Source organism: Pikeienuella piscinae (assembly GCF_011044155.1).
GTDB lineage: Bacteria > Pseudomonadota > Alphaproteobacteria > Rhodobacterales > Rhodobacteraceae > Pikeienuella > Pikeienuella piscinae.
The window spans coordinates 3,371,941-3,391,936 of the sequence record NZ_CP049056.1; the positions used below are offsets into that span (position 1 = coordinate 3,371,941).

At 65.7% G+C, this 19,996-nt stretch carries 20 protein-coding genes; 11 read left to right on the forward strand and 9 right to left on the reverse strand.

Going from position 1 to position 19,996, the window contains the following annotated elements; genetic code table 11:
* Positions 1–24: 24 nt before the first annotated feature.
* Positions 25–267 carry an acyl carrier protein gene (locus tag G5B40_RS16025; RefSeq protein WP_211907354.1) on the reverse strand — a complete coding sequence of 81 codons (243 nt, stop codon included), beginning with the start codon at positions 265–267 and terminating at the stop codon, positions 25–27.
* A gap of 393 nt (positions 268–660) precedes the next feature.
* Between G5B40_RS16025 and rimP the strand changes: the two genes are divergently transcribed.
* The 11 genes from rimP (at position 661) to G5B40_RS16080 (ending at position 13,528) form a co-directional block, all read left to right on the forward strand.
* On the forward strand, positions 661–1,269 hold the full coding sequence (gene rimP / locus G5B40_RS16030; RefSeq protein WP_165103757.1) for a ribosome maturation factor RimP: 609 nt from the start codon (positions 661–663) through the stop codon (positions 1,267–1,269).
* Between the two features lies 1 nt (position 1,270).
* Positions 1,271–2,929: a transcription termination factor NusA gene (gene nusA, locus G5B40_RS16035; protein ID WP_165100572.1), complete on the forward strand. Its 1,659-nt coding sequence runs from the start codon at positions 1,271–1,273 to the stop codon at positions 2,927–2,929.
* A 20-nt stretch (positions 2,930–2,949) separates the two neighbouring features.
* Entirely contained in the window at positions 2,950–3,570 is a 621-nt protein-coding gene (locus G5B40_RS16040) for an RNA-binding protein (protein WP_165100575.1), read from the forward strand.
* A gap of 84 nt (positions 3,571–3,654) precedes the next feature.
* Positions 3,655–6,639 carry a translation initiation factor IF-2 gene (infB, locus tag G5B40_RS16045; protein ID WP_165100578.1) on the forward strand — a complete coding sequence of 995 codons (2,985 nt, stop codon included), beginning with the start codon at positions 3,655–3,657 and terminating at the stop codon, positions 6,637–6,639.
* Between the two features lie 66 nt (positions 6,640–6,705).
* Positions 6,706–7,113, forward strand: coding sequence for a 30S ribosome-binding factor RbfA (gene rbfA / locus G5B40_RS16050; protein ID WP_165100581.1), 408 nt, complete (start codon positions 6,706–6,708; stop codon positions 7,111–7,113).
* 8 nt (positions 7,114–7,121) lie between these two features.
* Entirely contained in the window at positions 7,122–8,021 is a 900-nt protein-coding gene (gene truB / locus G5B40_RS16055; RefSeq protein WP_165100585.1) for a tRNA pseudouridine(55) synthase TruB, read from the forward strand.
* A 96-nt stretch (positions 8,022–8,117) separates the two neighbouring features.
* Positions 8,118–8,918: an adenylate/guanylate cyclase domain-containing protein gene (locus G5B40_RS16060; protein WP_211907355.1), complete on the forward strand. Its 801-nt coding sequence runs from the start codon at positions 8,118–8,120 to the stop codon at positions 8,916–8,918.
* 146 nt (positions 8,919–9,064) lie between these two features.
* On the forward strand, positions 9,065–9,334 hold the full coding sequence (rpsO, locus tag G5B40_RS16065) for a 30S ribosomal protein S15 (protein ID WP_165100591.1): 270 nt from the start codon (positions 9,065–9,067) through the stop codon (positions 9,332–9,334).
* 225 nt (positions 9,335–9,559) lie between these two features.
* Entirely contained in the window at positions 9,560–11,677 is a 2,118-nt protein-coding gene (gene pnp, locus G5B40_RS16070) for a polyribonucleotide nucleotidyltransferase (protein ID WP_165100595.1), read from the forward strand.
* 122 nt (positions 11,678–11,799) lie between these two features.
* A complete protein-coding gene (locus G5B40_RS16075) occupies positions 11,800–12,546 on the forward strand; it encodes an SDR family oxidoreductase (protein WP_165100597.1) in 747 nt (248 codons plus the stop codon).
* Positions 12,547–12,619: 73 nt separating this feature from the next.
* Complete coding sequence (locus G5B40_RS16080) at positions 12,620–13,528, forward strand: DMT family transporter (RefSeq protein WP_165100600.1); 909 nt, start codon at positions 12,620–12,622, stop codon at positions 13,526–13,528.
* 9 nt (positions 13,529–13,537) lie between these two features.
* On the opposite strand, the gene G5B40_RS16085 is transcribed toward G5B40_RS16080, so the two are convergent.
* The 8 genes from G5B40_RS16085 to G5B40_RS16120 all read right to left on the reverse strand — a co-directional run bounded on the left by G5B40_RS16085 (position 13,538) and on the right by G5B40_RS16120 (position 19,907).
* Positions 13,538–14,317 (reverse strand): succinate dehydrogenase iron-sulfur subunit, encoded by a 780-nt coding sequence (locus tag G5B40_RS16085; protein WP_165100601.1) that lies wholly within the window; start codon positions 14,315–14,317, stop codon positions 13,538–13,540.
* 15 nt (positions 14,318–14,332) lie between these two features.
* Positions 14,333–16,144, reverse strand: a complete 1,812-nt coding sequence (sdhA, locus tag G5B40_RS16090; RefSeq protein WP_165100604.1) for a succinate dehydrogenase flavoprotein subunit — start codon at positions 16,142–16,144, stop codon at positions 14,333–14,335.
* Positions 16,145–16,196: 52 nt separating this feature from the next.
* Entirely contained in the window at positions 16,197–16,574 is a 378-nt protein-coding gene (sdhD, locus tag G5B40_RS16095; RefSeq protein WP_165100607.1) for a succinate dehydrogenase, hydrophobic membrane anchor protein, read from the reverse strand.
* Between the two features lie 7 nt (positions 16,575–16,581).
* The gene (gene sdhC, locus G5B40_RS16100) at positions 16,582–16,968 is read right to left on the reverse strand and encodes a succinate dehydrogenase, cytochrome b556 subunit (RefSeq protein ID WP_165100610.1); all 387 of its coding nucleotides are present in this window, start codon (positions 16,966–16,968) and stop codon (positions 16,582–16,584) included.
* Positions 16,969–17,120: 152 nt separating this feature from the next.
* Positions 17,121–18,155, reverse strand: coding sequence for a MaoC family dehydratase (locus tag G5B40_RS16105; protein ID WP_165100613.1), 1,035 nt, complete (start codon positions 18,153–18,155; stop codon positions 17,121–17,123).
* Positions 18,156–18,220: 65 nt separating this feature from the next.
* Positions 18,221–18,424, reverse strand: coding sequence for a DUF1737 domain-containing protein (locus tag G5B40_RS16110; protein ID WP_165100616.1), 204 nt, complete (start codon positions 18,422–18,424; stop codon positions 18,221–18,223).
* A 4-nt stretch (positions 18,425–18,428) separates the two neighbouring features.
* Entirely contained in the window at positions 18,429–18,995 is a 567-nt protein-coding gene (locus G5B40_RS16115) for an NnrU family protein (RefSeq protein WP_165100619.1), read from the reverse strand.
* A 33-nt stretch (positions 18,996–19,028) separates the two neighbouring features.
* Positions 19,029–19,907 carry an HpcH/HpaI aldolase/citrate lyase family protein gene (locus G5B40_RS16120; protein ID WP_165100622.1) on the reverse strand — a complete coding sequence of 293 codons (879 nt, stop codon included), beginning with the start codon at positions 19,905–19,907 and terminating at the stop codon, positions 19,029–19,031.
* Between the last annotated feature and the right edge of the window lie 89 nt (positions 19,908–19,996).

The following is a 19,996-nucleotide window of genomic DNA, read 5'->3' on the forward strand; positions in this document are numbered from 1 at the left end:
GATCCGGTGGGTCGTCCGGAAAGCTCAGGACGTCTTGCGGATGATGGTGTCCACGAGGTCGCCGACGCAGCGCAGCGCCTCGATCTCGGCGTTGGCGAACTTTATCTTGTATTTGCGCTCTATGGAGACGACCAGCCGGATATTGCTGAGACTGTCCCATTCCTCGATATCTTCGGCGGTTGTGGCGTCCCGGAGTTCAACCTCGTCGAGGTCCATCACATCGGCGAAAATCTCTGAGAGTTCAGAAAGAATGGCGTCGCGGTTCATACTGACCGACCTCCGTGAAGCATTTCGGCGCGTTGCTACCACGATGCGCGCGACGATCCAAGCCGCCAAACCGACCGACGGGTTCACCGCCACCGAGTGAATAATCGCATCTTACCATGCGCCTACAGGCTGGACCTTAGCGCAGGCGGCGCGGCCGTCCGCCCGGTCGAAGGCCGCCATCGGGACGGGACCGGAAATCAGCTTGAGGTCAGCTGCGGTCGGTCGGCGCGGCGCGCGGCGCATCCCGCCTCGCCCCCCTTGCGCTCGGCGCCGCGTGAGCGTATATCCCCGGCAAATAGCGGCGTCCTCGCTTCAACGGGGCGGGGGCCGAACCGGATACGGAGCGGGCCGCGAGGCCCGCTTTTTGCGTTTCAGGAGACACTCTTGGCAGACATGCTCGCCAAGTCCCCAATGGATCGGCGAATCGCCGATATCATCAATCCGACCGTGGTCGACATGGGCTTCGGCCTTGTCCGCGTGCGGCTGATGAGCGGACGCGTTTCGACATTGCAGATCATGGCCGAACGCCCGGATGGCGGCATGGAGGTCGAGGATTGCGCGCAGTTGTCGCGCCGTCTTTCCGCCGTGCTCGATGTCGAGGATCCGATCTCCGGCGAATATGTGCTTGAGGTTTCCTCCCCCGGCATCGACCGGCCGCTGACCCGGCCCGAGGATTTCGAACGCTGGGCCGGCTGGACCGCGCGGCTGGAGACCGATGAACTCATCGACGGGCGCAAGCGTTTCAAGGGCGAATTGCGCGGCGTCGAGGACGGAGAGATTCTGATCGAGATCCCGGAAGGCGTCGTCGGGCTTCAGTTCGATTGGCTCGCTGACGCCAAGCTGGTGATGACGGATGAACTGATCGCCGAGAGCCTGAAGGCGCGCAAGGCGCAGGGATTCGATCCCGGCGAGGGGCCGAAAGGCTTCGACGATATTGAGACTGACGACGAAACCGATGGACCCGCGCGCAAGGATGACGCGGGCAAGCGAGAGGACGCCTGAGATGAGCAACAGCGCCGTCAGCGCCAACCGGCTTGAACTTCTGCAGATCGCGGACGCGGTCGCGCGGGAGAAGCTGATCGACCCCGAGCTGGTGATCGAGGCGATGGAGGACAGTCTCGGCAAGGCCGCCCGCTCGCGCTACGGCGCCGAGCTGGACATCCGCGCCCATATCGACCGGAAATCCGGTGAGATGACCATGTTCCGCGCCCGCGAAGTGGTCGAGGAGGTCGAGAATCACGCCATCGAGATCAGCCTCGAGGAGGCGCACGCCAAGAACCCGGAGGCCGAGGTCGGCTCGATCATCACCGATCCGCTTCCGGCGATGGATTTCGGCCGCGTCGCGGCGCAGACCGCCAAACAGGTCATCGTGCAGAAGGTCCGCGACGCGGAGCGTGAGCGCACGTACGCTGAGTTCAAGGACCGCGTCGGCGAGATCATCAACGGCGTTGTGCGCCGGGTGGAATATGGCAATGTCATCGTCGATCTCGGCCGGGGCGAGGGCATCATCCGCCGCGACCAGCTGATCGCGCGCGAAGCGTTCCGCGTCGGCGACCGCGTGCGCTCCTATATCCGCGAAGTGAAGGAGGAAGCCCGCGGGCCGCAGATCTTCCTCTCCCGGACCGCGCCGGAGTTCATGGCCGCGCTCTTCAAGATGGAGGTGCCGGAGATCTATGACGGCGTGATCGAGATCAAGGCGGTCGCGCGCGATCCCGGCTCGCGCGCCAAGATCGGCGTCATTTCCTATGATGGCGGGATCGACCCCGTCGGGGCCTGCGTCGGCATGCGCGGCTCGCGCGTTCAGGCCGTGGTTTCCGAGCTCAACGGTGAGAAGATCGACATCATCCCCTGGACCGAGGATGCGGCGACCTTCCTCGTCAACGCGCTTCAGCCCGCCGAAGTCGCGAAGGTCGTGATGGACGAGGACGCCGGCCGGGTCGAGGTGGTGGTTCCGGACGAGCAGCTTTCGCTGGCCATCGGCCGGCGGGGGCAGAATGTCCGCCTCGCCTCCCAGCTCACCGGCTGGGACATAGATATCATGACCGAGCAGGAGGAATCGGAGCGTCGGCAGGCCGAGTTCACCGAGCGGACGGAAATGTTCCAGGAGGCGATGAATCTCGACGAGATGGTAGCGCAGCTTCTGGTTTCCGAAGGATTCGTGACGCTGGAGGAGGTCGCTTTCGTCGAGTTGGACGAGTTGACCGCGATCGAAGGATTCGACGAGGCGACTGCCGAGGAGCTTCAGGCCCGCGCCCGCGAAAGCCTCGAGGAGCTGAACGCCAAGGCGCTGGAGACCGCGCGCGGCCTCGGCGCCGAGGAAGCGCTGATCGAATTCGAGGGGCTCAGCCCGCAGATGGTGCTGGCGCTGGCGGAGGATGGCATTCTCTCGCTGGAAGAATTCGCAAAATGCGCCGATTGGGAGCTGGCCGGCGGCTGGTCGACAATCGATGGCAAGCGTGTCAAGGATGACGGGCTCCTGGAGAAGTTCGACGTCAGCTTGGAAGAGGCGCAGTATCTGGTGATGAACGCGCGCGTCGCGCTCGGCATCGTCAATCCGGAGGATGTGGTCTACGATACTACGCCCGAAGTCGAAGAGGCGCCGGAGCCGGTCGCCGCGCCGAAGCCGACCTCGGCGGCGGACGCGCTTTTCGCGCGGCGCTGAGCGCGGACCGGAGCCGGGCGATGACCCGGGGCGGCGCCGCGAAGGAAAAGGACGGGCCGGAGCGCCGATGCATCGCGACCGGCGAAAGCGGCGGTACGGATCGTCTGATCCGTTTCGTCCTCGACCCGGACGGGCGGTTGACGCCCGATCTTGCGGCGCGGCTGCCGGGGCGCGGCGTGTGGTTGACGGCGAAGCGGACGCTGGTCGCGAAGGCGGTGAAGAAGCGCCTCTTCTCGCGCGGTTTCCGCCAGCCGGTGGAGGCGCCAGCCGACCTGGCGGATCGGCTTGAGGCGCTTCTGGTCACGCGGCTGGTCGAGGCGCTGGGCATCGCCCGGAAGGCAGGACTGGCGGTGACGGGCTTCGAGAAGGTTCGCGCGCGGCTGAAGAAAGGCCGCGTCGGCGCGCTTCTGGCGGCCTCGGACGGCGCGGAGGACGGGCGCGGGAAACTGATCGCGGTGGTCACGGCGATCGAGAAAGCCGGTGGCGGGGCGATCCCAATCGTGGATGCGCTGAGGAGCGAAGAGTTGGGTTTGGCTTTTGGCCGCGATTCGGTGATACACGCCGCTCTCGACCAGGGTGGCGCCACAGATCGGGTGATCCGGGAGGCGCGTCGGCTGGACGGCTTCCGCCAGCCGGGGTAAGGAGCGTCCCGTAGAGATATGCGGGCATGATCGATACGAGATGAAACGGGCGGGGAGTGCCCCGCCCAGCGATATGGATGTCTGATGAGCGACAACGAAGACGACAGCGGCAAGGGCGGCAGGACGATCAGCCTGAGGGGCGGCGGCACGGAGACGAGCCGTGTGCGGCAGAGCTTCAGCCATGGCCGGACGAAATCGGTGGTCGTCGAGAAAAAGCGCAAGCGGATGGTCGTACCTGGCCAGGGCGGCGGCGTGAAGCCGATCGTTCCGAAACCGGTCGCCCCGCCGCCGGCGCCGCCCGCGCCGCCGGTTAGCGAAGCGCCGGCGAAACCGAAAGCCGCGCCTGCTCCGAAACCGGCCCCCATGCCGGCCCCGGCGCCCGCTCCAAAACCGACGGCGCCGGAGGCCGCGACGAAACCGTCGGCGCCCGCGACCGCTGAGAAGGCGAAGGCCGAGGCGCCTCCGGCGCCGACCCCTAAGACCGAGCCGCAGAAACCCGCCGCCCCGGAGCCCGCCGCAAAGGCTCCGGAGGAAGTGAAGCCGGTGGAAGCCAAGCCCGCCGCGCCGGAACCGGCCGCCGACAAGCCGGCTGAAGCGAAGCCGGCGGAGACGCCGCCGCCAGTCGCGAAAGCGCCAGCGCGCCCGGCGAAGCCCGCGCCAGCCCCCGCCCGCAGGCCCGCGGCTCCTGCTGGCCGGGCGCCCGAGCAGAGGCGCGGCGGCGCGCGGGGGAGGGGCGAAAAGCCGGCCATGCTCAAGTCGCTCTCCAAGGAAGAGTACGAACGCCGCATCAAGGCGTTGCAGGCCGCCAAGGCCGATGAGGGCGCGCGCCGTGAGCGCGACGCTGAGGAGGCCCGCCGCCGCGAGGAGGAGCGCGAAGCGCGCCGCGCCGAGCTGGAGGAGGCCCGCCGCCGCGAGGAGGAGGAGGCGATCCGCGTCGAACGCGAGGAAGCCGAACGCATTGAGCGCGAGAAAAAAGAGGAGGCGGCCAGGGCGCGCGCCGCCGCGGCGAACGCGAAGTCGAACCAGTCAGGTCCGGCGGCGCTCGATCCTTCCGGCCCGCCGCCGGAGGACGATCGCGGCCCGAAACGGCGCACCTCGCTGGGCGCGCCGGCGGGCGACGCGAAACGTCAGCCGCCGCCATCGCGCACGCCGCGCGACGGCGGTGACCGGCGCCGCTCCGGCAAGCTGACCATCGCGCAGGCCACCGGCGACAACGAGCAGGGCCGCCAGCGCAGCCTCGCGGCGATGCGGCGGCGCCAGCAGCGTGACAAGCGGAAGGGAGGCGGCTCCGGCGGCGAACGCGAGAAGGTTGTGCGCGATGTCGTCATTCCGGACATCATCACCGTGCAGGAACTCGCGAACCGCATGGCGGAGCGGGTGGCCGACGTGATCAAGGCGTTGATGGCGAACGGCATCATGGCGACGCAGAACCAGTCGATCGACGCGGACACCGCCGAGCTTCTGGTCGCGGAGTTCGGCCACAAGGTGAATCGCGTGTCCGAATCGGATGTCGAGACGGCGATCACCACTGTCGAGGACGATGAAGAAGCGATGCAGCCGCGCGCGCCCGTAGTGACGGTGATGGGCCATGTCGACCACGGCAAGACCTCGGTGCTCGATGCGCTGAGAAAGACCACGGTCGTCGCCGGTGAGGCGGGTGGAATCACCCAGCATATCGGCGCCTATCAGATCGAGGTCCAATCCGGACAGAAGATCACCTTCCTCGACACGCCCGGCCACGCCGCGTTCACCTCGATGCGCGCCCGTGGCGCGCATGTGACGGATATCGTCGTCCTGGTGGTCGCCGCCGACGATGCGGTGATGCCGCAGACGGTTGAGGCCATCAATCACGCCAAAGCGGCCGAAGTGCCGATCATCGTGGCGATCAACAAGATCGACCTGCCCGCAGCCGACCCGAAGAAGGTCCGCACGGATCTTCTTCAGCACAACGTCATCGTCGAAGAGATGTCCGGCGACGTGCTCGACGTCGAAGTCTCCGCGGTAAAGGGAACCGGGCTCGACAAGCTGGTCGACGCGATTCTTCTGCAGGCCGAGCTTCTCGACCTGAAGGCGAACCCGGATCGGGCGGCAGAGGGCGCGGTGGTCGAGGCGCAGCTTGATGTCGGCCGCGGCCCCGTCGCCACCGTCCTTGTCCAGAAGGGCACGCTTCGCACCGGCGATATTTTCGTTGTCGGCGAACAATGGGGCAAGGTCCGCGCGCTGATCGACGACAAGGGCGATCGTGTGAAGGAAGCCGGGCCGTCGGTTCCGGTCGAGGTGCTCGGCCTCAACGGCACGCCGCAGGCGGGCGATGTTCTCAACGTCGTCTCCGGGGAGACCGAGGCGCGTGAAATCGCCGACTACCGGCAGAGGAAGGCGCGCGAGCTGCAGGGGAATATCGGCTCCGGGGCTTCGCTCGACCAGCTGCTCGCGCAGGCCAAGGCGAACCAGGCGGTCTCCGAACTGCCGATCGTCGTCAAGTCCGATGTGCAGGGTTCAGCCGAGGCGATCGTGCAGGCCATGGACAAGCTCGGCAATGACGAGGTGAAGGTCCGCGTGCTGCATTCCGGCGTTGGCGCGATTACCGAATCCGATGTGACGCTGGCTGAAGCTTCGGGCGCGCCGATCATCGGCTTCAACGTTCGCGCCAATGCGCCCGCCCGGACATCCGCGCAGCAGAAGGGTGTCGAGATCCGCTATTATTCGATCATCTACAATCTTGTGGATGACATCAAAGCGGCGGCGTCGGGGCTTCTCTCGGACGAGGTGCGCGAGACCTTCATCGGCTACGCGACGATCAAGGAGGTCTTCAAGATCACCGGAACCGGCAAGGTCGCGGGCTGCATCGTCACCGAAGGCGTGGCGCGGCGTTCGGCCGGCGTCAGGCTTCTGCGCGACAACGTGGTGATCCACACCGGCAAGCTGAAGACGCTCAAGCGCTTCAAGGATGAGGTGAAGGAGGTCCAGGTGAGCCAGGAATGCGGCATGGCCTTCGAGAATTACGAGGACATCCGCGAGGGCGACGTGATCGAGATCTTCGAGACGGAGACGATCGAGCGCACCCTCTGATCGGGGCCGCCGGACCGGAAGGAAAGAGCGGGCCCCGCCCGCTCTTTCGCGTTCAGGAGTGACAGAATGGCGAAACGCGAACATGAAGGCGGCGCCGGCCCGACCCAGCGTCAACTCAGGGTCGGCGAAGTCGTGCGGCGGGCGCTCTCGGAGGCGCTGATGCGCGGAGAGACGCATGAGCCTGAACTCGACGGCGCGTCGATCACCGTGAGCGAGGTGCGACTGTCGCCGGATCTCAAGATCGCCACCGCCTATGTCATGCCGCTCGGCGGTGCGAACGGACAGGCGACGATCAAGGCGCTGGCGCGCGCCAAGGGCGAGCTGCGGCGCATCGTCGGCCGTCAGGCCCAGCTGAAGTTCGCGCCGGATCTGCGTTTCCGGCTCGACAGCGTGTTCGATCAGTTCGATGAGACCCGCCGGCTTCTCGACGATCCGCGCGTGAAGGGCGACCTCGACGCCGGGGACCGGGACTAGAGCCGCTGATGGCGCGGCGGAAACGCGGAACCCCGGTCGATGGCTGGCTGATCGTCGACAAGCCCGAGGGCGTGACCTCGACCCAGGTGGTCGGCCGCGCGCGGTGGGCGTTCAATGCGGCGAAGGCCGGCCATGCCGGTACGCTCGATCCGCTCGCGACCGGTCTGCTGGCGGTGGCGTTCGGCGAGGCCACGAAAACCGTTCCCTATGCGCAGCATGGACTCAAGACCTATCGGTTCACTGCGCGTTGGGGTGAGGCGACGACGACCGACGACCGGGAGGGCGAGATTTGCGAGCGGTCGGACCGGCGGCCGGATCGCGCGGCGATCGAGGCGGTTCTCGCCGGCTTCATTGGCGAGATCATGCAGCGTCCGCCGATTTTCTCGGCGATCAAGGTGGATGGCGCGCGGGCCTATGACCTCGCTCGACGCGGTGACGACGTGACGCTCGCTGCGCGGCCCATCCATGTCGAGCGGCTGACGCTGCTGGAGACGCCGAACCCCGATACCGCCATTTTCGAGATGGTCTGCGGCAAGGGCGGCTATGTTCGTTCGATGGCGCGCGATCTGGGTGGATCGCTGGGAACCTGCGCGCATGTGACCGCGCTTCGCCGGCTCGCCTCTGGTGGGTTCACGCTCGACGGCGCGGCGGCTTTCGCGGACTTGGAGACGTTCAGGGACGACGCTGGCGCAAATGCGCGCCTCCTCCCGGTTTCGGCTGGACTTTCCGGTCTCCGCCGCGTTGAGGTCGATGCGACCACCGCCCAGAGGATCGGCGCGGGCGACACGGCCGCCGCGCCCTATCTCGACGCGCCGGCCTATTGGGTGTCTCTGGCCGGCGCTCCGGTCGCGATTCTCGGCGCGGAGAATGGCGTCGCGCGCATCAGGCGGGTGTTCCGTTTCGCCTGACATTGCGCGGGCGGGACCGGCCTCCCGGAGCGGCGTATCTTGGAACTGCGGCCAGGAAACCCTATTCTTTCCATGTTGGGAACGCGGGATCGGCTTTTGAAACGCAAGCTCACCACCATCCTTTGCGCTGACGGCGTGCGCTTCGGCGCGCATATGGAGGCCGATGAGGCCGAGGCTTTCACCCGGCTCCGCCGTCATCGTGATATGATGGGTGAGCTTTTCGCGCGCCATGACGGCAGGCAGGTGAACACCTGGGGCGACGCGGTCATCGCCGAGTTTCAGAGCGTGGTGGAGGCGGTGCGCTGCGCCGTCGAGATACAGGATGCGGTCGCCCTCGAAAATGCCGGGCTGGAGTCGCCCCGGAGGATGCAATTCCGCATCGGCGTCAATCTCGGCGACGTAATGATCGATGGCGACGATCTCTATGGAGACGGCGTGAACGTCGCCGCGCGCCTGCAGGAAATGGCGGAACCCGGCGGCGTCGTCGTCTCCGGAGCGGTGCATGATTTCGCGCATAAGCAACTCGTGGTCGGGTTCGACTTCATCGGCGAACAGACGGTCAAGAACATCGCCGAGCCGGTCCGAAGCTACACCGTCCGCATGGCCGGGCGGAATGCGGATGAACCGGACGCACCGTCCGAGAAGATACGGTTGTCGGACGAGGATCTCTTCTCGAAGACTGGCCGGCGCGCCGACCGCATCCTCGCCTGGGTGCTGGCGCAGCCGAAGAAGGTGCGCAGATCGGCGGCGATGATCGCCGTGTTCTTCTGCATCAATCTTCTCTTCACCGGCATCGCGAACCCTTGGTTCATCTTTCCGTCGCTCCCTTTCGCGCTGATCATCTTCCTCCATGTCCGTCGAACCCGACGCGCCGGTCTGGAAGCGGCGGAGCGCTGAGCGGCCCCCTTTTCTTCCATCGCGAAAGGCGCCATAAGCCGCGCTTCCGAAGCCGACCGCTTCGACCCCGCTGGACGACATCCCGGCGGCGGCCGGGCGGAACCGGTCCATCGCCCCCCGGGGGGCCTCTCTGAAGGAGATATACGATGTCGATCACGCCCGAGCGCAAAGCCGCGCTCATCAAGGAATACGCCATCAAGGAAGGCGACACCGGTTCGCCTGAGGTGCAGGTCGCGATCCTGACCGATCGGATCACGACGCTGACAGAGCATTTCCGGACCCACAAGAAGGACAATCACAGCCGTCGCGGCCTGCTGAAAATGGTCAGCCAGCGCCGCAAGCTGCTGGATTACGCCCGGTCGAAGGACGAGGCCCGCTACCGCGACCTCATCAAGCGACTCGGCATTCGCCGCTAGGCGTGGAATGAATGCGCGCGCCGTTTCCGGCGCGCGTTTTCATATCCGATTATGGCCCCCGCGCCCGAACGCCCCTTGGATGGGACGGCGAAGCCGGGAAACGTTCAAAGCGCGCCGCCCCCGGCTCCGGGCGCCGCGCAATCGCATTTGAGGAGCCATGGCCCAATGAGGGGCCGCAACGCGGAACGCGCCCAAGGGGGCGCCGACCGTCCGAAAGGGATACGCATGTTTGATATCACCACCAAATCTATCGAGTGGGCAGGCGAAACGCTGACGCTGGAAACGGGCAAGATCGCCCGTCAGGCTGACGGCGCCGTCGTCGCCACCCTCGGCGAGACTTCGGTTCTCGCCGCCGTTGTTTTCGAGAAGAAGCCGAAGGTCGGCTTCGATTTCTTCCCGCTGACCGTTCACTATCAGGAAAAATACTACGCTGCGGGCAAGATCCCCGGCGGCTTCTTCAAGCGTGAGGCGCGCCCGACGGAGAAGGAGACGCTGACCTCCCGTCTGATCGACCGGCCGATCCGCCCGCTCTTCGTTCCGGGTTTCAAGCATGAGACGCAGGTGATCTGCACCGTGCTCAGCCATGATCTGGAAAACGATCCCGACATCGTCGCGATGATCGCCGCCTCCGCTGCGCTGACGATCTCCGGCTGCCCGTTCCGCGGTCCGATCGGCTGCGTTCGCGTCGGCTTCAACGCCAATGGCGAGTATCTCCTCAACCCGAAACAGGATGAGGTGAAGGAAAGCCGGCTCAACATGGTCCTCGCCGGCACCAAGGCTGCGGTGATGATGGTCGAATCCGAGGCGGCCGAGCTTTCCGAGGACGAGATGCTGGGCGCCGTGACCTTCGGTCATAACGCCATGCAGCCGGTGATCGACATGATCATCGAGATGGCCGAGGAATGCGCGAAGGAGCCTTTCGACTTCCAGCCCCCAGACAATTCCGAACTCTACACCAAGGTCAAATCGCTCGGCGAGACGGCGATGCGCGAAGCCTTCGCGATCACCGACAAGCAGGAGCGTCAGGCGGCGATCGCCGCCGCGCGCGAAACGATCAAAGGCGGCCTGACGGAAGAGGAGGCGGAAATCGCCGCCAAGAGCCTCTTCAAGGAGCTTGAGGCCGAGGTCGTCCGCGGCGACATCGTCAAGACAGGCAAGCGGATCGACGGGCGCGACCTGGTCACCGTCCGTCCGATCGTTTCCGAGGTCGGCGTTCTCAACCGGACCCACGGTTCGGCGCTCTTCACCCGTGGTGAGACGCAGGCGCTGGTCGTCACCACGCTCGGCACCGGCGATGATGAGCAGATGATCGACGCGCTCGAGGGCATGTATCGCTCCCCCTTCATGCTGCATTACAACTTCCCGCCCTATTCGGTCGGCGAAGCGGGGCGTGTGATGGGCCCGGGCCGGCGCGAGATCGGGCACGGCAAGCTTGCTTGGCGTGCCCTGCAGGCGGTTCTGCCGGCGCCGACGGATTTCCCCTATACGATCCGCATCGTCTCGGAGATCACCGAATCGAACGGCTCATCCTCGATGGCGAGCGTCTGCGGCGCCTCGCTCTCGATGATGGATGCGGGCGTTCCGCTGAAGGCGCCGGTCGCGGGTGTCGCGATGGGTCTTATCCTGCAGGATGACGGCCAGTACGCGGTGCTGACGGATATTCTTGGCGACGAGGATCACCTTGGCGACATGGATTTCAAGGTCGCGGGCACCTCGGCCGGCGTCACCTCCTTGCAGATGGACATCAAGGTCGCCGGCATCACCGAGGAGATCATGCGCACCGCTCTCGCCCAGGCGAAGGACGGCCGCGCGCATATTCTCGGCGAGATGGCGAAGGCGCTCTCCGCCGGCCGGCAGGAGTTTTCGGCCCACGCCCCGCGTATCGAGACGATGCAGATCAACCCGGACAAGATCCGCGAAGTGATCGGCTCGGGCGGCAAGGTGATCCGCTCCATCGTCGAGGAATCGGGCGCAAAGGTCGACATCAACGACGAGGGGATCATCAAGCTCGCCTCGCCCGACGCCGCCTGCATCGAGAAGGCGCGCGAGTTGATCAATTCCATCGTCGCCGAGCCCGAGGAAGGTCGCATCTACAGGGGCAAGGTCGTCAAGATCATGGACTTCGGCGCCTTCGTGAACTTCTTCGGCAAGCGCGACGGGCTCGTCCATGTCAGCCAGATGTCCTATGAGCGTGGCTCCAATCCGAAGGAGCTGGTGAAGGAAGGCCAGGAAGTCTGGGTCAAGCTGATGGGCTTCGACGATCGCGGCAAGGTCCGGCTTTCGATGAAGGTCGTCGACCAGGAGACCGGCAAGGAGATCAAGAAGGAAGAGGCCGCCGGCTGATCCGCAGGCCACTTTACGAGTATTGATCAAGGCCCCGGAGACGGGGCCTTTTTCATGTCCGCCGCCCTTGAGGCCGCACCGACGCGGAGGCAAGCTGTCGCGGCGTAGCGGGAGGCGAAAGCATGGGTAAGCTCGAAGGAAAAACCGCCTGGATCACCGGCGGCGGCGGCGGGATCGGCGAGGCGGCGGCGAAGGCGCTGGCGGCTTCGGGCGCGCATGTCGCGCTATCCGGCCGTCGCGCGGCCGAGGTGCAGCGGGTGACGGCGGAAATCCAGGCGGCTGGCGGCTCGGCCGAGGCGGCGCCGCTCGACGTCGTGGACGCCGCCGCGATGAAGGCGACCGCCGACGGAATCGCCGCGCGCCGGGGCGGCATCGACATACATTTCGCCAATGCCGGCGTGAATGTGCGCGACCGTGCCGTGGCCGAGGTCTCGGCCGAAGATTTCGCCCGCGTGATGGACGTCAACGTGAACGGCGTGATGTATGGCGTCATCGCTGTCCTGCCGCATATGCGCAGGGCCGGCGGCGGCACGCTGATCCTGACCTCCTCCTGGGCCGGACGGCATGTCTCGAAACTGACCGGGCCGGCCTACAGCGCCTCGAAACACGGCGTCGTCGCGATGGCGCAGGCGATCAACGCCGAGGAGGGTGAGCACGGCATTCGCTGCACGGCGCTGATGCCGGGCGAAGTGGTGACGCCGATCCTTCAGTCGCGCCCCCAGCCGCCTTCCGAGGCGGACATGGCGAAAATGCTGAAGGCCGAAGACCTGGGCGAGACGGTGCGATTCATCGCCGAAGCGCCGATGCATGTCTGCCTCAACGAGGTGTTGATCAGCCCGACATGGAACCGCTTTTACACCGGCCGCTGAATAGTGCGCGGCGGGTAGCCGCCCTGCGATATTCGCAGTTGCCGATGCAACGATAACACGACATAGGCCGCCGATGGGCTCATCCGACAACAGCAATCTTCGCGGCGTTCTCTTCATGCTCGCGACGACCGTGATCTTCGCGCTGCAGGACGGGCTGTCGAAGGCGCTGGCGGCCGAGCATTCGCCGATATTCATCACCATGTGGCGGTATTGGGCCTTCGGCGGGGTCTGCCTGATCCTGCTCTGGCGCACAGGGTTCAGGACAGGGCTCAAGAGCGGCCAGCCGGCGCTACAGGTCTTTCGCGGCGTGGTGCTGGCGCTGGAGATCTGCGTCGCGATCCTGGCTTTCCACGTTCTCGGCCTTGCGCGGACCCATGCGATCTTCGCCTTCGGCCCGCTGCTCGTCGTCGCGCTCTCCGGGCCGCTTCTGGGCGAGAGGGTCGGCTGGCGGCGCTGGGCGGCGATCGGTCTCGGCTTTCTCGGGATGATGCTGATTATCCGGCCGGGCTCCGAGCCGATCACGTTCGAGATGAGCGTCGCGATTCTCGGCATGGTGATGTTTGCGGCCTACGGTCTGGCGACGCGTCGCGCCGCGCGCACCGATGCGGCGATGACCAGTTTCTACTATACGGGCATTTTCGGGGCGCTGGTGATGACGCTGATCGGCCCCTGGTTCTGGTCGACGATGACCCCGTTCGAGATGCTGATGATGGCGACGCTCTGCTGCACCGGCATGTTCGGCCATTATCTGCTGATCAAGGCGTTCGAAGCGGCGGAGGCCTCCGCCATCCAGCCATTCGCCTATCTCCAGAACGTCTTTTCCTCGATGATGGGGGTGATGATCTTCGGCGAAATCATTTCCCCCTGGACCATCGCGGGGGGCGGGATCGTCATCGGCGCCGGGGTTTTCGCTTTCTGGCGCGAACATGTCCGCGCCAAGCAGAAAGCCGCCCCGGAGGGCGGCCTGATCACGCCGTCATGACGGCCGGCCTCACATCTTCCGCTCGACCATCATCTTCTTGATCTCCGCGATCGCCTTGGCCGGGTTCAGGTTCTTCGGGCAGGTCTTGGTGCAGTTCATGATCGTGTGGCAACGGTAGAGGCGGAACGGGTCCTCAAGGAAGTCCAGCCGTTCGCCCGTCGCCTCGTCGCGGCTGTCGATCAGCCATCGATAGGCGTGGAGGAGGGCCGCCGGGCCGAGATAGCGGTCGCCGTTCCACCAGTAGGAGGGGCAGGAGGTGGAGCAGGAGGCGCACATCACGCACTCATATAGCCCGTCCAGCTTCTTCCGGTCCTCGATGGACTGGCGCCATTCCTTTTGCGGTCTGTTCGTCGTCGTCTCCAGCCACGGCATGATCGCGGCGTGCTGGGCGTAGAAATGCGTCAGATCGGGGATCAGATCCTTGACCACCTCCATATGAGGGAGGGGATAGATCTTCACGTCGCCCTTCACTTCATCCAGCCCGTAGATGCAGGCGAGCGTGTTGATCCCGTCGATATTCATCGCGCAGGAGCCGCAGATGCCCTCGCGGCAGGAACGCCGGAAGGAGAGCGTCGGATCGATCTCGTTCTTGATCTTGATCAGGGCGTCGAGGACCATCGGCCCGCATTTGTCCATATCGACGAAATAGGTGTCGATGCGGGGCAATTCGCCCGATTCCTCGTTCCAGCGATAGATCTTGAAGGCCCTGACATTGCTCGCGCCCTCGGGCTTCGGCCAGGTCTTGCCCTTGGTGATCTTCGAATTCTTGGGTAGCGCGAATTCAGCCATCTGTTCGCCCCTTCCTCAGTAGACACGCGCCTTGGGCGCGATTTTCTTCATGTCGATTCCGCCCTCGGCCTCGGTCGTCAACGGGTCGACATGGACCGGCCTGTAACTGAGATCGACCTGGCCGGTCTTCTCGTCGACCAGCGCCAGCGTGTGCTTGCGCCAGTTCACGTCGTCGCGATCGGGGAAATCCTCACGCGCGTGGGCGCCGCGGCTTTCATGCCGCGCTTCGGCGCCGAATACGGTCGCCATCGCGTTGGGCGCGAGGTTCATCAGCTCCAGCGTTTCCATCAAGTCGGTGTTCCAGATCATCGTCTGGTCGGAGACCTTGATGTCGGAGAGTTCGCCATAGACCTCCATCATCGCCTCGCATCCCTCCTTCAAGGTTTTCGAGGTGCGGAAGACGGCGGCGTCCCGCTGCATCGCGCGCTGCATCTTCAGTCGCAGATCAGCTGTCGGGATGGCGCCGTTGGCGTGGCGCGCGGCGTCGAACCTCGCCATCGCCTCATCCACGGATTTCTCGTTGAGAGGTTGGTTGGCTGTGGTCGGATCGACAAACTCACCCGCCCTGATCGCGGCGGCCCGACCAAAGACCACGAGATCGATCAGCGAGTTGGAGCCGAGCCGGTTGGCGCCGTGCACCGAGGCGCAGCCCGCCTCGCCGACCGCCATCAGTCCGGGCTGGATCGCGTCGGGGTCGTCCGCCGTGGGGTTCAGCGCCTCACCGAAGTAATTCGTCGGAATGCCGCCCATGTTGTAGTGAACGGTCGGAAGCACGGGGATCGGCTCCTTGTTCACATCGACCCCGGCGAAGATGCGCGCGCTCTCCGAGATGCCGGGCAGCCGCTCGTGCAGCGTCTCCGGCGGCAAATGGTTCAGGTAGAGATGGATGTGATCCTTGTTCTCGCCGACGCCGCGCCCCTCGCGGATCTCGATGGTCATGCAGCGCGAGACGACATCGCGGCTGGCGAGGTCCTTGGCTGACGGCGCATAGCGCTCCATGAACCGCTCGCCCTCGGAATTGACGAGATAACCGCCCTCTCCGCGCGCGCCCTCGGTGATCAGGCAGCCGGAGCCGTAGATTCCGGTCGGGTGGAACTGCACGAACTCCATGTCTTGGAGCGGCAGCCCCTGGCGCGCGACCATGCCGCCGCCGTCGCCAGTGCAGGTATGGGCCGACGTGGCGGAGAAGAAGGCGCGGCCATAGCCGCCGGTCGCCATCACCACCAGCTTGGCGTTGAAGCGGTGGAGCGTGCCGTCGTCCAGCTTCCAGGCGATGACGCCCTGGATCGCGCCGTCCTCGGTCTTGATGAGATCGAGAGCAAAATATTCGATATAGAACTCGGCGTTGTTCTTCAGACTCTGGCCGTAGAGCGTGTGAAGGATCGCGTGCCCCGTCCGGTCGGCGGCGGCGCAGGTGCGCTGCACCGGCGGGCCTTCTCCGAACTCGGTCATGTGGCCGCCGAACGGGCGCTGATAGATTCGTCCATCCTCGGTCCGCGAGAACGGGACGCCGTAATGCTCCAGTTCGTAAACCGCCTTCGGCGCCTCGCGCGCCAGATACTCCATCGCGTCCGTGTCGCCGAGCCAGTCGGAGCCTTTCACTGTATCGTAGAGATGCCACTGCCAGTGGTCAGGCCCCATGTTCTGAAGGCTCGCGGCGATGCCGCCCTGCGCCGCGACGGTGTGGGAGCGGGTTGGGAACACCTTAGTGACGCAGGCCGTCCGCAAGCCCTGCTCCGCCATGCCGAGCGTCGCGCGCAGTCCGGCGCCGCCGGCGCCCACGACGACGACATCGTATTCGTGATCGGTGAATTCATATGCGGCCATGGGTCAGGTCCCCTCAATTCGGTCGCGGGGCCGCCGGGCGCCCCACATTGCTTCAACCCGCGAATGCGATCCTGGCGACGGCGAAGAGCCCGCCAAACGCGAAAAGCGCGCAAAAGAGCGTGTTCAGCACGAGAATGACCGTGCGTGCGCCGCCATGAACATAATCCTCGACCACCACCTGGATCCCGAGGCGCAGGTGATTGAACGCGACGACGATGAAAAGTCCGGCGACGATGGCGTGATAGGGCGCGCCGTATAGCGCGCGCACGGCTTCGTAACCGTCGCCAAGCGCGATCGCGAAAGGAAAGACGAACAGGAGCCCGAGCGGGACGAGCGCGATGGCCGTGATACGCTGGCTCCAGAAATGCCCGGTCCCGTCCTTGGCGGAGCCGAGGCCGGTGGCGCGGGCGCGGTCGGTCAGATAGCTCATTGCGTCCTCACAGCGCTACGAAGAGAATGATGAGGGTCAACGCGCCGGCGCCGATCAGAACGGCGATTCCGGAGCGCGTCGCCTGGTTCAGTTCGAAGCCGTTGCCGATGTCCCACCACATGTGTCTGATGCCGTTGCAAAGATGGTAGAAAAACGCCGCAGCCGAGCCGAGCATGATCAGCGCGCCGATCCAACTCGTCAGCAGCCCGTCGATGAAGGCGAAATAATCCGGGCCGCTCGCGGCCGCCAGGAACCACCAGACCACCAGCGCCATCGAAAGCGCCATGAAACAGCCGGCGGCGCGATGAAAGATTGAAAGGATCGAAGTGATCTGAGGTCGGTAGATCGTCAGATGCGGTGAAAGCGGGCGTTTGCCCCCGGTCGTGCTCGCCATGTCGGCTCCCCCTAGATCCCGTCCCCGCCTCGGCGCGAGACTCCGCCAGAGATGCGGCTGGGCCGAACGATACAGATATTCATCTCCGGCGCAAAGGCGCTGACACAATTTCCGTGAGCAGCGCGGCTATTAGCGATCACCGCCACCGCGCTTCAGAGTGGGCAGAAGGCCCAGTAGTCAAGATCGAGGAGGACGCCGGGCGCGTAGCGTCCGTCCTCGCTCCTCAGCGTCAGCCCGTCGTCCCGCCCTTTTGTGGCCACCAGTCGCAGTCGGAGCGCGCCGATGCCGGGCGCCGCCGTCTCCGCCTTGTCGAGAACTTCCGACCACGCGTAGACGGTGTCGCCGGCATGGGCCGGGGCGGCGTGCGCGCCGGCGTTGATCGCCGCGATCGGAGCGACATTGGCGAGGCCGTTGAAAGACAGCGCGCGCGCGAGGCTGATGATGTGTCCGCCATAGACCAGTCGCGCCTCGTCGCCGCGGGCCTCGACATTGAAGTGGACCTTGGCGGTGTTTTGCCAGAGCCGGGTCGCCATCATGTGCTCGGCTTCCTCCAGCGTGACGCCATCGACATGGTCGATCTTCTCGCCGATCGCGTAATCCCCCCAGCAATGCCGTTCGCCCGAGGCATCGAAATCGTAGCCGGTGAAATCGAGTCCCGGCGGAACGATCAGATTGGCGGGCGCCACCGCCTCCGCCAGTTTCGGGACCGTCGTCGCGGGCGCTTCGGCGCCGATCCGGTTCTTTCGCACCATCACCCAGCGCGCCCAGTCGATGATCGTCTCGGCGCGCTGGTTCGTCGCGGTCGAACGGACCCAGACGATGCCGGTCTTTCCGTTCGAGTTCTCCTTCAGGCCGATGACCCTGGATGATGCGCTGATCGTGTCTCCGGGAGCCACCGGGCGGTGGAAGCGGCATTCGGCGTAGCCGAGATTCGCGACGGCGTTCAGCGAGATGTCCGGCACGGTCTTGCCGAAGGCGATGTGAAAGCCGACCAGCTCCTCGACCGGTGCGGGAGAGAGGCCGCAGCTTTCGGCGAAGATGTCGGAGGACGAGAGCGCGAAACGGCTGGGATAGAGCGCGCCGTAAAGCGCGCGGTCGCCAAGGGTCACCGTGCGCGGCGCGGCGTGCCGGATGACCTGACCGAGGCGGAAATCCTCGAAGAAATTGCCGCTGCTGGTCTTGGTCATTCGATGCTCTCCGCTGTTGCGGGCGCGAAGATAGCGGTTCGCGCGGCGCGGGCAAGCGCCCCCGGTTAGAGCGCGCCGAGCTTCATCGAAGGGTCGTATTCGCCCTCCACCTCCTTCACCACCGCCTGACCGCAGCGCATGACGCCGCGCGCCGCGTCGAAGGCGTAGACCGGCTGGCCCTGCAGCGACCAGCCGGCGGCGAGCGCGGCCGTGACCTTGTGGCAGAAGGCGGATGTGTCGTCCTCGGTCAGCAATCGATATGCGAGCATCGGATTATCCCGGAAACGGCCTGACCCCGAGGAGCCAGCCATGCGTGAAGGCGATCACGGCGTAGATCAGGATGGTGATCAGGACCAGCCGGATTTCCGCCGCCGTTCCGGCGGACTTTCGCGGCGCCCAGGCGCCGACCCGCCGGTTGATCATCCAGATCATGCCGATAGCCCAGAGCGCCATGCCGCCGAAGAGCAGGATCGACGCCTGATCGCCGTTCGCGAGAAGGTGCGCCGCCGACCAGACCAGCGCCCCGGTCAGCATCGGATGCCGTATTTTCGTCGCCAGCCACCCTTTCGCGCCGCCGACGCCGAACAGATAGACGGCGAAAAGCATCAGGACGTTGTTGACATGGATGCCCCACGCAGGCGGATCGTAGACCGGAATGAAAGGCGCGGCGCGAAAGCCCCAGACGATGAGCACGAGAGAAAGCGCGACGATCAGCGAGAACGCGCCGCGATAGGCTTGCGGCCCGATCGCGTCGATCAGCCATTCGCGCAGACCGGGCAGCGCCGAGGGCAGGAAATGCGTCGCTGACCACAGCGAAAATCCGAGCGCGAGCGTCAACATGATCCGTTCCCCTCCAGATGGCGAAGCATGGCGTCAGTTCGCGCCGTCTTCAAGCCGCCGGATCGCTTCGGCCTCCGCGAGCAGCCGGCGCGCGGTCTCGACATGCAGGTTTTCGACGATACGGCCGTTGACGACGGCGACGCCGCCGCCCTTCGCGACAGTCGCCTCATAGGCCGCGAGCTGTTCCTTCGCTTCGGCAAGCGCCTCCGCAGATGGGCCGAACACCTCATTGGCGATGGCGATCTGCCCCGGGTGGATCAGCGTCTTGCCGTCGAACCCCATCGCTCGCCCCGCCTCGCATTCTTCGCGAAGCAGCGTCTCGTCGCGAAAGGCGTTGCAGACCCCGTCGATCGCCACCAGCCCCTCCGCCCGCGCCGCCAGCAGGCAGTGCCCGAGCGCCGCCGCGACCGGCGCGCGCCCTGGGACATGGGTGGCGCGCAATTCCTTCACCAGATCGTTCGTTCCCATCACCAGGCAGACCAGGCGTGGATGTGAAGCGGCGATGGCGGCCGCCGAGAGGACGCCTCTCGGCGTCTCCATCATTGCCCAGATCGCAGTTTTCGCCGGGGCCGCGCTCATGCCGGCGGCGACCGCCGCGATCATCTCCGGGCTCTCGACCTTCGGGATGAGGATCGCGTCGGGCCCGGCCACCGCCGCGGTCGCGAGATCGGCCGCTCCCCATTCGGTGTCGAGTCCGTTGATCCTGACGATAAGCTCGCGCGCGCCGTAGCCGCCCTCGCTCACCGCGTCGGCGACGAGGGTGCGCGCGTTTTCCTTCTCTTCCGGCGGAGCCGCGTCTTCGAGATCGAAAATAAGCGCGTCGGCGGCGAGGCGGCGCGCCTTCTCCAATGCGCGAGCGCGGCATCCCGGAATATAGAGCACGGAGCGGCGGGGGCGGGCGCTGACGGGCATGGGCTCTCCTTTTTGGTTCGCAGTCGCGGGATAGGGCGAATTCGAAAGCCGTTCAATTCGCAAGTGGTCGTCGGCCGGAGAACGCGATC

Excerpts from the sequence above, each read along its gene's own strand:
- G5B40_RS16025 (WP_211907354.1), bottom strand. The coding sequence starts at position 267 with ATGAACCGCGACGCCATTCTTTCTGAACTCTCAGAGATTTTCGCCGAT.
- rimP (WP_165103757.1), top strand. The coding sequence starts at position 661 with ATGCTCGCCAAGTCCCCAATGGATCGGCGAATCGCCGATATCATCAAT.
- nusA (WP_165100572.1), top strand. The coding sequence starts at position 1,271 with ATGAGCAACAGCGCCGTCAGCGCCAACCGGCTTGAACTTCTGCAGATC.
- G5B40_RS16040 (WP_165100575.1), top strand. The coding sequence starts at position 2,950 with ATGACCCGGGGCGGCGCCGCGAAGGAAAAGGACGGGCCGGAGCGCCGA.
- infB (WP_165100578.1), top strand. The coding sequence starts at position 3,655 with ATGAGCGACAACGAAGACGACAGCGGCAAGGGCGGCAGGACGATCAGC.
- rbfA (WP_165100581.1), top strand. The coding sequence starts at position 6,706 with ATGGCGAAACGCGAACATGAAGGCGGCGCCGGCCCGACCCAGCGTCAA.
- truB (WP_165100585.1), top strand. The coding sequence starts at position 7,122 with ATGGCGCGGCGGAAACGCGGAACCCCGGTCGATGGCTGGCTGATCGTC.
- rpsO (WP_165100591.1), top strand. The coding sequence starts at position 9,065 with ATGTCGATCACGCCCGAGCGCAAAGCCGCGCTCATCAAGGAATACGCC.
- pnp (WP_165100595.1), top strand. The coding sequence starts at position 9,560 with ATGTTTGATATCACCACCAAATCTATCGAGTGGGCAGGCGAAACGCTG.
- G5B40_RS16075 (WP_165100597.1), top strand. The coding sequence starts at position 11,800 with ATGGGTAAGCTCGAAGGAAAAACCGCCTGGATCACCGGCGGCGGCGGC.
- G5B40_RS16080 (WP_165100600.1), top strand. The coding sequence starts at position 12,620 with ATGGGCTCATCCGACAACAGCAATCTTCGCGGCGTTCTCTTCATGCTC.
- G5B40_RS16085 (WP_165100601.1), bottom strand. The coding sequence starts at position 14,317 with ATGGCTGAATTCGCGCTACCCAAGAATTCGAAGATCACCAAGGGCAAG.
- sdhA (WP_165100604.1), bottom strand. The coding sequence starts at position 16,144 with ATGGCCGCATATGAATTCACCGATCACGAATACGATGTCGTCGTCGTG.
- sdhD (WP_165100607.1), bottom strand. The coding sequence starts at position 16,574 with ATGAGCTATCTGACCGACCGCGCCCGCGCCACCGGCCTCGGCTCCGCC.
- sdhC (WP_165100610.1), bottom strand. The coding sequence starts at position 16,968 with ATGGCGAGCACGACCGGGGGCAAACGCCCGCTTTCACCGCATCTGACG.
- G5B40_RS16105 (WP_165100613.1), bottom strand. The coding sequence starts at position 18,155 with ATGACCAAGACCAGCAGCGGCAATTTCTTCGAGGATTTCCGCCTCGGT.
- G5B40_RS16110 (WP_165100616.1), bottom strand. The coding sequence starts at position 18,424 with ATGCTCGCATATCGATTGCTGACCGAGGACGACACATCCGCCTTCTGC.
- G5B40_RS16115 (WP_165100619.1), bottom strand. The coding sequence starts at position 18,995 with ATGTTGACGCTCGCGCTCGGATTTTCGCTGTGGTCAGCGACGCATTTC.
- G5B40_RS16120 (WP_165100622.1), bottom strand. The coding sequence starts at position 19,907 with ATGCCCGTCAGCGCCCGCCCCCGCCGCTCCGTGCTCTATATTCCGGGA.